Below are 10007 nucleotides of genomic sequence, written 5' to 3'. Positions count from 1 at the left end.
TGCTCGGCGTCGTAGTAGGTGATCTCCTTGGTGTCCTCGTTGTAGCTGGCGTTGACGTTCGGGTGGGCCTTGAGCGCGTCGATCACCGCGACGGTGAAGAACGGCAGATACGTCAGGTTGACTCCCTCACGCTCGGCGAAGGTCGCCTTGGCGCGGGCCCGCAGCGCCACGATCTTGGTCAGATCGACCTCGTGGGTCTGCGTCAATTGCGCTGTGGTCTGCAGGGATTCACGCGTCTTCTTCGCCGTGATCTGGCGGATGCGGTTGGCCTTCTGCTTGGTGCCACGCAGATGCGCCAGGGCAGGAGCGGGAGCGGGCGCCTTGGCGGCAGGAGCCTTGCCCGCGGCCGGTGCGGACGCCGGTGCCGACTCGGCGGGGGCGGGCGCCTTCTTGGCTTCGGCCGCGGCGATGACGTCCTGCTTGCGGATCCGGCCGCCCACTCCGGTGCCCTTGACGGCCGACAGGTCGACGCCGTTCTCGGACGCCAACTTGCGGACCAGTGGGGTCACGTACGGACTGCTGCCATCGGCAGACGGGGCTTCGGTGGCTTGCGCCGGTTCGGGCTTGGGCTCGGGCTTGGCTTCCGGCTTGGGTTCCGGCTTCTTCTCGGCCTTCGGTTCCGGCTTGGGCTCGGGCTTGGGTTCCGGCTTCTTCTCGGCCTTGGGCTCGGGCTCGGGTTCTGGTTCGGGTTCCGGCTTGGGTTCCGGCTTCTTCGACGGGGCTGCGCCCGCTGCGCCGATCGTGGCCAACTCCCCGCCAACGGCGACGGTGTCGTCCTCCTCGGCGGTGATCGACAGCAGTGTGCCCGCGACGGGTGACGGGATCTCGGTGTCGACCTTGTCGGTGGATACCTCGACCAGTGGTTCGTCGACCTCGACGTCGTCGCCGACCTTCTTGAGCCACCGGGTGACGGTGCCCTCGGTGACCGACTCGCCGAGCTCGGGCATGACGACCGACGTCGCGTCACCGCCACCGCGGGACGACGACTCGGCGGGCTCTGGTTCCGGCTCCGCCTCTGGTTCCGACTCGGCCTCGGGTTCCGGCTCCGACTTGGCCTCCGGTTCTGGCTCGGGTTCTGGCTCTGGCTCTGGTTCTGCTTCGGCCTCGGGTTCGGACTTGGCTTCGGGCTCGGAGGAGTCACCCTCACCGGCATCGCCGATCGTGGCGAGATCGCCGCCGACCTCGACGGTGTCGTCCTCCTGGGCGATGATCTTGGTCAACACCCCGGAGACCGGCGACGGGATCTCGGTGTCGACCTTGTCGGTGGAGACCTCGAGTAGGGGCTCGTCGACCTCGACGGTGTCACCCTCTTGCTTAAGCCATCGCGTGACGGTCCCTTCGGTGACGCTCTCACCGAGTGCGGGCATCTGGACGGAGATGGCCATGTGAATTGACTCCTCGAAACGGTCGCTCATGACGGGGCTAATGCTCGTGTTCCATCCTGTCATGTCCGTGCCCGTCCTTCGTCGCAGACCTGTCGGATTCCTTCAAGCGCGTCTCTCACGCCGGTGGCCGCACTTAGCGCTCTGGCACTATCGAAAGTGTCGGTGCTGCCGACACGCCGCGGGAGCAGCAAGAGGAGTGAGGTCCAGTTGGGACTGTTCGACAGGTTTCGGCGCGGCAGGTCGACCCGCGCGTCCGACGGTCACGACCCCGCCGCCGATCTCAAGTACCTCAGACAGTGGGTGGCCGAACACCACGGCGTCGAGGCGTTCATCGAACCCAAGACGACCGTCACCGAAGTCACGGTGTGCCTGGTGGCCGCCGACGGTGAGTGGACCCGGCGACGTGCCGGCGGCGACAAGGGGGCGCGCCGGCTCAGCGACCGGCTGAACATCCCGGTGTACGACGTGCAGAAGGTCGGCTACCCGCAGCGCATGCGCGACCACGACGCGCGACAGCGCATTCAGCGCGACCGCGAACTGCGGCGCGAGCTCGAAGAGGGCTAGCCGTTCTCCCGCTAGCCGTTCTCCCGCTAGCCGTTCTTGGAGATGTCCTCAAGCACGGCGAACATCGTCCGCGTCGGCACACCGGTGCCGCCCTTGCCCGTGTAACCCCACGGCCCGCCCGTGTTGTACGCCGGTCCGGCAATGTCGATGTGGGCCCACTGAACCCCGTCGGCGACGAACTCCCGAAGGTAGACGCCCGCCACCAGCATGCCGGCGTAACGGGAGCCGCTGACGTTGGCCAGGTCGGCGACGGTGGACTTCAAGTCGTCCTTCAACTCGTCGGGCAGCGGCATCGCCCAGGCGTTCTCCCCCACCTCCTGCGACAGGGCCGCGACGCGGTCACGGAACTCGTCGTTGCCCATCACCCCCGGCGTGCGGCCACCGAGCGCGACGGTCTGCGCGCCGGTCAGCGTGGACGTCTCGATCAGGTAGTCGGGTCCGTCTTCGCATGCCCGCACGATCCCGTCGGCAAGGACCAGGCGGCCCTCGGCGTCGGTGTTGAGCACCTCGACGGTGATTCCGCCGTACTGGGTCAGCACGTCACCGGGCCGTTGTGCGGTGGCCGACGGCATGTTCTCGGCCATCGGCACCGTCGCGACGACGTCGATGGGCAACTGCTGCTTGGCGGCAAGCACCACGGTGGCGATGACGGCAGCGGCGCCACCCATGTCCGAGGTCATCTGATGCATGTTGGCGGCGGGCTTGATCGAGATGCCACCCGTGTCGAACGTGATGCCCTTGCCGACGAGGGCGACCTTCTTGGCCTTCCTGGACTTGCCGCCCTTGTAGGTCAGTCGAACGAGTCGGGGCGGGCGCGACGAGCCCTTTCCGACGCCGATGATGCCGCCGTAGCCACCCTTCTCGAGGGCCTTCTCGTCGAGCACCTCGACCTGCAGCCCCACGGATTCACCCAATGCCCTTGCGCGCTTTGCGAACTCGTCGGGAAACAGATGACTAGGCGGGGTGTTGACCAGGTCGCGCGCCGTCGCCACCGCCGTTGCGACGTTGGTGCCGCGGACCGCGTCGGCCTTCGCGGACTTCGCCGTCGCCAGCGCGGTGATCTTGGCCAGGCCCGCTTCCTTCGGCGCCGTCTTCTCGCTGCGGAATTCGGTGAACCGGTAGGCGCCGAGGATCAGACCCTCGACGGTCGCGGCCACGTCGAGCTCGGACAGCGTCGTCACCACGGTCTCGGTGCCGTTCAGCGAGCGCGCCGCCACGCCCGCGGCCCGGCGGATCACGTCGGCGGGCCATTCGTCCCTGGGCTTGCCGAGCCCGACGGCGAGCACGCTCGCCACCGGCAGCGACGGGGCGACGACCCGCGTCGTCTGATCGGCGCCACCCTTCGCGCCGAGCGCCTGCAGCGCCACCTCGATCTCGCCGACGGCCTCCGCGTCCAGGAACGGGTTGGCCACCACCTTCGCGCTTCCTGAATCGCTCCTCGCGCCCGCGGTGTCGGCCGTCACGACGGGAACGACGAGTACCGCCGAGCCGATGCCGCGCTTGGGCAGCGAGGTCGAGATGGTGACGCTGGGGGACTGGTAACCGGGTTCGGTGCTCACGAGGGGTCAGCCTAGCGGGGGATTAGTGTGGTTCGCCGTGAGCGAGAACCTGCTGCAGGGCCCGTTGGAGGACCGTCACCGCGAGCTGGGGGCCAGCTTCGCCGAATTCGGCGGCTGGCTGATGCCGGTGTCCTACGCGGGAACGGTGAGCGAGCACAACGCCACCCGCAGCGCCGTCGGTCTCTTCGACGTCAGCCACCTCGGCAAGGCTCTGGTGAAGGGGCCGGGCGCCGCGGAATACGTCAACTCCGCGTTCACCAACGACCTCCGCAGGGTCGGACCCGGCAAGGCGCAATACACGTTGTGCTGCAACGACTCCGGTGGCGTGATCGACGACCTCATCGCCTACTACGTGGCCGAGGACGAGGTGTTCCTGGTGCCCAACGCCGCGAACACCGCAGCCGTCGTGGCCGCCCTCGGGGTCGACGCCCCGGCCGGACTGGAGATCACCGACCAGCACCGGTCCTACGCCGTCCTCGCCGTCCAGGGACCGAAGTCCGCCGACGTCCTCGGCGCCCTTGGCCTGCCGACCGGCATGGACTACATGGGCTACTCCGACGCGACGTTCGGCGGGGTGCCGGTCCGGGTGTGCCGAACCGGGTACACCGGCGAACACGGTTACGAGTTGCTGCCCGAGTGGGACCGCGCCGCCGTCGTGTTCGATGCGCTCGTCGAGGCCGTCAGGGCGGCGGGTGGGGAACCCGCGGGCCTCGGCGCCCGCGACACGCTTCGCACCGAGATGGGCTACCCGCTGCACGGCCACGAGCTGTCCTTGGAGATCTCCCCGCTACAAGCCAGGTGTGGTTGGGCGATCGGCTGGAAGAAGGACGCATTCTGGGGGCGCGACGCCCTGCTCGCCGAGAAGCAGGCCGGGCCACGGCGAGTGTTGCGCGGACTCAAGGCCACCGGGCGCGGCGTGCTACGCGCCGACATGACGGTGCTCGACGGTGACCGGCCCGTCGGCGTCACCACGTCGGGAACCTTCTCTCCGACATTGAAACTCGGCATCGCGCTGGCGCTGCTCGACACCGACGCGGGCATCGCCGACGGGCAGCGCGTCGCGGTCGACGTCCGCGGCCGCCCACTCGAATGCGAAGTCGTCGCCACCCCGTTCGTTGAGGCTAAAACCCGCTAGCGCCGGGTTATACAATCAGCGCATGACCGAAGGCCACCTCGACTTCACGCTCGCCCGCAACGCTTCGCCTGCGAGTGACGAGGTACGGGCCGGAATCCTCGCGGACCCAGGCTTCGGCCGCTTCTACACCGACCACATGGTGTCCATCGACTACACCGTCGACCGCGGCTGGCACGACGCCGCCGTGGTCCCGTACGGCCCCATCGAGCTGGACCCGTCCGCGATCGTTCTGCACTACGCGCAGGAAGTCTTCGAGGGCCTCAAGGCCTACCGCTGGGCCGACGGCTCCATCGTGTCGTTCCGGCCAGAGGCCAACGCCGCGCGGCTGCGCAGCTCGTCGCGCCGGCTGGCCATCCCGGAACTCCCCGAAGAGGACTTCCTTGAATCCCTTCGCCAACTGATCGCCGTCGACCACGACTGGGTGCCCGCCGCCGGCGGCGAGCAGTCGCTGTACCTGCGGCCGTTCATCATCGCGACCGAGCCCGGCCTCGGCGTGCGGCCCGCCGCCGAGTACCGCTACCTGGTGATCGGTTCGCCCGCGGGGGCGTACTTCAAGGGTGGCATCAAGCCGGTGTCGGTGTGGCTGTCGACGGAGTACGTCCGGGCCAGTCCCGGCGGCACCGGAGCGGCGAAGTTCGGCGGCAATTACGCCGCATCGCTGCTGGCGCAGGCCGAGGCCACCGAGCACGGCTGCGACCAGGTCGTCTGGCTCGACGCCATCGAACGCCGCTACGTCGAGGAGATGGGTGGCATGAACCTGTTCTTCGTCTTCGGCAGCGGAGGCACCGCACGCCTGGTCACCCCAGAACTGAGCGGCTCGCTGCTTCCGGGCATCACGCGAGATTCGTTGCTGCAGTTGGCAACAGATGCCGGCTTCTCCGTCGAGGAACGCAAGATCGACGTCGACGAATGGCAGAAGAAGGCCGCCGCGGGGGAGATCACCGAAGTGTTCGCCTGCGGCACCGCCGCCGTCATCACCCCGGTGTCGCACGTCAAGTCCGGCGACGGCGAGTTCACCATCGCCGACGGTGAGCCGGGCGAGGTCACGATGGCCCTTCGCGACACGCTGACCGGGATCCAGCGCGGTACGTTCGCCGATACCCACGACTGGATGGTCAAGCTCGGCTGAGGTTAGCCGACCGCGAGACCCAGCACGGCGACCGTCGTCGTCACCTCCACGGCGGCGCCGAGCACGTCGCCGGTGACGCCGCCAAAGCGGCGTACGCAGTGCCTCACCAGCACCGCAGCGACGAGCAGTGCGACCACCACCGCCATGGGCCCCTGCCACCACCGCTGGTCCGCGAGGACCGCGACAGCCACCAGCGCGACGACCCACGCCGCGACGACCCAGGTGGGCTGCGTCCTCGCGACCAGCGCCCCCAGCGTGCTACCCGGCGCCGGGGGGATGGACCGGTGGCACGCCGCCACGACCGCGACCCGGCCCGCGGTCACCGCCACGACGATGGCGACCGGTCCGAGCATCGAATACGTCAACCCCTGTACCACCAGGGTCACGACGATCGCAGCAACGCCGAACGGGCCCGCAGTACCGTCGCGCATCACCGCCAGAGCCCGCTCCGGTGGGCCGTAGCAGCCGAGCCCGTCCACGGTGTCGGACAGGCCGTCGACGTGCAGCCCGCGCGTCGCCGCCAACAGCGCCGCGACCGCGCACATCCCCGCCAGTGGATGGCCGCCGAACGCCAGCGCCGCCAGCCACACCGTGCCAGCCGCCACGCCGCCGAGCGCAACGCCGACTACCGGCAGGCACGCGAGCGCACCGCGGTCGAACGGGTGGCTGGTACGCACCGGCACCACCGTCGCGAACGCGAAAGCCGATGCCAGCGAACCGATCACGACGAGCTGTCGGTGACGCGCGCCTCTTCGAAGGTCGCCATCGACGCCAGCGTGCCGACCGCCGCGCGCAGGATGGGCAGCGCGACCGCGGCACCGCTGCCCTCCCCGAGGCGCATCCCGAGATCGACGATCGGATCGAGCCCGAGACGCTGCAACGCCAGCGCGTGGGCGGGTTCGGTGGACCGGTGCCCGGCCTGCCACCACGCGCGCGCACCCGGCGCGAGATGATCGGCCACCAACGCCGCGGCCGTCACCACCACGCCGTCGAGGATCACCGGGGTCCGTCGCACGGCTGCCTCCAGGCAGAACCCGGCCATCGCCGCGAGATCTGCCCCACCGCACACCCTCAGCAACCCGATCGGATCGGCCGAGACCGTCCTGGCCCGGAACAGAGCATCCCTGATCGCCGCCGTCTTGCGAGCCCAGCCCGCGTCGTCGACCCCCGTGCCGCGACCCACCACGGCGACGGGTTCCGATGCCGTCAGCGCCGCGATCAACGTGGTTGCCGCCGTGGTGTTTCCGATACCCATGTCGCCAGCGATCAGCAGGTCGGCACCCGCATCCACCTCCTCGTCGGCGATCAGCCGACCGGCGTTCACCGCGGCGGCCACCTCGTCGGCGGTCAGCGCATCCTCGACGGTGATGTCGCCGCTCCCGCGGCGCACCTTGTAGGCGCCGACCGTCGGTGATTGGGGAGCATCCGAGTCTGAATGGTCGGAGTCCGAATAATCGGAGTCCGAATAGTCTGAGTTGACGGCGACGTCGACGACGCGCACGGTAGCCCCAGCCAAGTCGGCCAGGACGTTGATCGCCGCACCACCGGCTTCGAAGTTCGCCACCATCTGCGCGGTGACTTCGCTGGGGAACGCCGACACACCGTGGGCGGTGACGCCGTGATCACCCGCGAAGACCACCACCCTGGCCCGCTCGAACTGACGCGGCGGGCACACTCCCTGACACGCCGACACCCATACGGCGAGATCCTCGAGGCGGCCGAGCGACCCCGGCGGCTTGGTCAGAATGCCCTGACGGGCGCGGGCGGCGTCCTCGGCCTCGGCGTCGAGCGCCCCTACCGTCGGGATGTAGTGCAGATCGGTCACGGAGTGTGGTCAGGCGATCTTCGCGCCACGCTCGACCTGCGGACGAGGCGCCCGCATCCTGCGCAGCTGCGAGGCGCGACTCGCCGCGTAGAAGCCAAGCTTCCAACCACTTTCGGTGTTACCGGGGAACTTCTCGTTGACCTTCTTGTTGACGCGCCGACCGATCAGCACACCGTCGATGACCATCACCAACACCAACGCGAGCATGACGAACTGGATGTACATCTGAATCTGCACCGACGGCATCGACAGCATGATGAACACGACGGCGAGCGCCGCAGGCATGAAGAGACCGAGCAGATTGCGCCGCGAATCGACCACGTCGCGGGCGTAGCGCCGCACCGGGCCCTTGTCCCGCGGCAGCAGGTAGGCGTCATCGCCGGACATCATCTTCTCGCGCCGCGCGGACATGTCGGCGCGGCGGGCCACCTTGTCGGCCTTGCGCTCTTCCTTGGTGAGCTTCTGACGGTTCAGCTTCTTGCGCTTGCGTGCCTCGGCAGCCGTCATCGGCGCAGGTGCGATGGGGCCGCGGGCCTTGCTCTGGTTCCGCTTCGGCGTTGGCCTGCCCTTGGGCGCGGTCGCCCGTGCGGTGGACGCGGCGAGCGCGGCATCGGCGTCGGACGACCCGTCGACGACGGACCCCGAGCCCTCGGGTTGAGGATCGTCGTTCTTGCGTCCCAGCAGCTTCACATCTGCCAGGTTACTTCGTCCCGGCGGGGCCCGGTATGCACCTCCATCGACGTCGACATACCCTGCTGGAATGACCGCCGCCCGCGGACGCGAGGAGCAAGACATCACCGGACTGCGCGTGCTGATCGCACCCGACTGCTACGGAGACAGCCTGACCGCCGTGCACGCCGCCGAGGCCATCGCCGACGGGTGGGGCCGGGCCAGGCCTGGCGACCAATTGACCAGCGCGCCGCAGTCCGACGGCGGGCCCGGTTTCGTCGACGTGTTGGCGAGCCGTCTCGGCGGCCGCAGGTCCGCGCGGGTCAGCGGCCCCCTGTCCGAGGAGGTCGACGCCGACTGGGTGTACGACGCCGCGTCATCGACCGCGTACGTCGAGTGCGCTCAGGCCTGCGGGCTGGCCATCCTCGGCGGACCACCGACCGTTGAGACGGCGCTGGCGGCGCACACCAGGGGAGTGGGTCAGCTGGTCGACGCCGCGCTCCAGGCAGGAGCTGCCACCATCGTCGTCGGTCTTGGCGGCAGTTCCTCAACCGACGGCGGCCGCGGCATGATCGAGGCGCTCGGCGGCTTGTCGTCGGCCGTCGCGCGGCTGGCCGACGTCGAACTGATCGCCGCCAGCGACGTCGAGCACCCGCTCCTCGGGCCGAGGGGCGCAGCGCACGTGTTCGGTCCCCAGAAGGGCGCCGACCCCGCCACCGTCGCCGTCCTCGAACGCCGACTGGCCGATTGGGCCGACGAGCTGGCCAAGGCCACCGGGCGAACCGTCACCGCCGAACCCGGAGCGGGTGCGGCAGGCGGTCTGGGAGCCGCGCTGCTGGCCCTCGGCGGCCGACGCGAGTCCGGAGCCGCCGTCATCGCCGAACACACGGGCCTGGCGGGCGACGTCGCCGCCGCCGACCTCATCATCACCGGCGAGGGCCGGTTCGACGACCAGTCGCTGCACGGCAAGGTGGTCAGCGCCCTGGCTGCGGGTGCCCGCGATACCCCCGTGCTGGTGTTGGCAGGCCAGGTCACGCTCGACGAGAGCGCACTTCACGGCGCGGGCATCGCCGCCGCCCACTCCATCTCCGACTACGCCGGTTCGATTCAACTGGCCATGGACGACGCGGCGCGCCAGCTCACGGGACTCGCCGAGCAGACCGCCGCACGGTGGACGAGTGACAAGAGTCGGGAATAGCGGTCCGGCAAGGTACCGTTGTCATATCCGACGCATGACCATGCACAGGGAGAGGTAATGACTGTTCAGGACGAGTCGACTATGACCACCACCGTCGCCCATGGGGCGATCCTCACCGACGCTGCAGCGGCGAAGGCGAAGTCCCTGCTGGACCAGGAGGGCCGTGACGACCTGAACCTCCGCATCGCGGTTCAGCCCGGAGGCTGCGCAGGTCTGCGCTACGAACTGGCCTTCGACGACCGATCGCTGGACGGCGATCTCAACGTCGACTTCAACGGCGTGACCTTGACGGTCGACCGGATGAGTGCCCCGTACCTCCAGGGCGCGACGATCGACTTCGTCGACAGCATCGAGAAGACCGGCTTCACCATCGACAACCCCAATGCGGGCGGCTCTTGCGCCTGCGGCGACTCCTTCAACTGAGCGCCGTCTTCAACTGAGCGCCGTCGCCCGCCCGGTAAACACACGCCGCGGTTTGTCTGGTATAAAAAACCCGGTTAAAACCGCCGGGTACAAAAGAACAAAATAATTTTGTGATGGGTG

10 protein-coding genes are annotated in these 10007 nt (G+C 69.0%); 5 read left to right on the top strand and 5 right to left on the bottom strand.

The window, feature by feature from the left end; genetic code table 11:
• Window positions 1–1385 (bottom strand): 2-oxoglutarate dehydrogenase, E2 component, dihydrolipoamide succinyltransferase (sucB, locus tag ABW137_RS01820; RefSeq protein ID WP_526396285.1); only part of this gene is annotated, 1385 nt, incomplete at its 3' end.
• Window positions 1386–1592: 207 nt separating this feature from the next.
• Here sucB and ABW137_RS01815 point away from each other — a divergent pair.
• Entirely contained in the window at window positions 1593–1949 is a 357-nt protein-coding gene (locus ABW137_RS01815) for an oxidoreductase (protein WP_526396283.1), read from the top strand.
• Window positions 1950–1975: 26 nt separating this feature from the next.
• On the opposite strand, the gene ABW137_RS01810 is transcribed toward ABW137_RS01815, so the two are convergent.
• Complete coding sequence (locus ABW137_RS01810; RefSeq protein WP_526396281.1) at window positions 1976–3508, bottom strand: leucyl aminopeptidase; 1533 nt, start codon at window positions 3506–3508, stop codon at window positions 1976–1978.
• 37 nt (window positions 3509–3545) lie between these two features.
• Between ABW137_RS01810 and gcvT the strand changes: the two genes are divergently transcribed.
• Window positions 3546–4643, top strand: coding sequence for a glycine cleavage system aminomethyltransferase GcvT (gcvT, locus tag ABW137_RS01805; protein WP_526396279.1), 1098 nt, complete (start codon window positions 3546–3548; stop codon window positions 4641–4643).
• Between the two features lie 22 nt (window positions 4644–4665).
• Window positions 4666–5772: a branched-chain amino acid aminotransferase gene (locus ABW137_RS01800; protein WP_526396277.1), complete on the top strand. Its 1107-nt coding sequence runs from the start codon at window positions 4666–4668 to the stop codon at window positions 5770–5772.
• A gap of 2 nt (window positions 5773–5774) precedes the next feature.
• Here ABW137_RS01800 and ABW137_RS01795 read toward each other — a convergent pair whose 3' ends face one another.
• From ABW137_RS01795 to ABW137_RS01785, 3 genes are read right to left on the bottom strand one after another with little or no spacing between them, the layout of a single operon-like run.
• Window positions 5775–6497, bottom strand: coding sequence for an adenosylcobinamide-GDP ribazoletransferase (locus ABW137_RS01795; RefSeq protein ID WP_526396275.1), 723 nt, complete (start codon window positions 6495–6497; stop codon window positions 5775–5777).
• Window positions 6494–7588, bottom strand: coding sequence for a nicotinate-nucleotide--dimethylbenzimidazole phosphoribosyltransferase (gene cobT / locus ABW137_RS01790; protein ID WP_526396287.1), 1095 nt, complete (start codon window positions 7586–7588; stop codon window positions 6494–6496). Before cobT ends, ABW137_RS01795 begins: the two co-directional genes overlap by 4 nt.
• Before the next feature lie 18 nt (window positions 7589–7606).
• Window positions 7607–8287 carry a DUF3043 domain-containing protein gene (locus ABW137_RS01785; RefSeq protein ID WP_526396273.1) on the bottom strand — a complete coding sequence of 227 codons (681 nt, stop codon included), beginning with the start codon at window positions 8285–8287 and terminating at the stop codon, window positions 7607–7609.
• 70 nt (window positions 8288–8357) lie between these two features.
• On the opposite strand from ABW137_RS01785, the gene ABW137_RS01780 reads away from it, so the two are divergent.
• Together ABW137_RS01780 and ABW137_RS01775 are read left to right on the top strand one after the other, a co-directional pair.
• A complete protein-coding gene (locus ABW137_RS01780; protein WP_526396271.1) occupies window positions 8358–9464 on the top strand; it encodes a glycerate kinase in 1107 nt (368 codons plus the stop codon).
• 57 nt (window positions 9465–9521) lie between these two features.
• Window positions 9522–9887 carry a HesB/IscA family protein gene (locus tag ABW137_RS01775; protein ID WP_526396269.1) on the top strand — a complete coding sequence of 122 codons (366 nt, stop codon included), beginning with the start codon at window positions 9522–9524 and terminating at the stop codon, window positions 9885–9887.
• Window positions 9888–10007: the final 120 nt, after the last annotated feature.

This window comes from Mycobacterium sp. (assembly GCF_040509115.1).
In the GTDB taxonomy this organism is placed as follows: domain Bacteria; phylum Actinomycetota; class Actinomycetes; order Mycobacteriales; family Mycobacteriaceae; genus Mycobacterium.
This window is presented reverse-complemented; position numbering and strand designations above follow the sequence as displayed.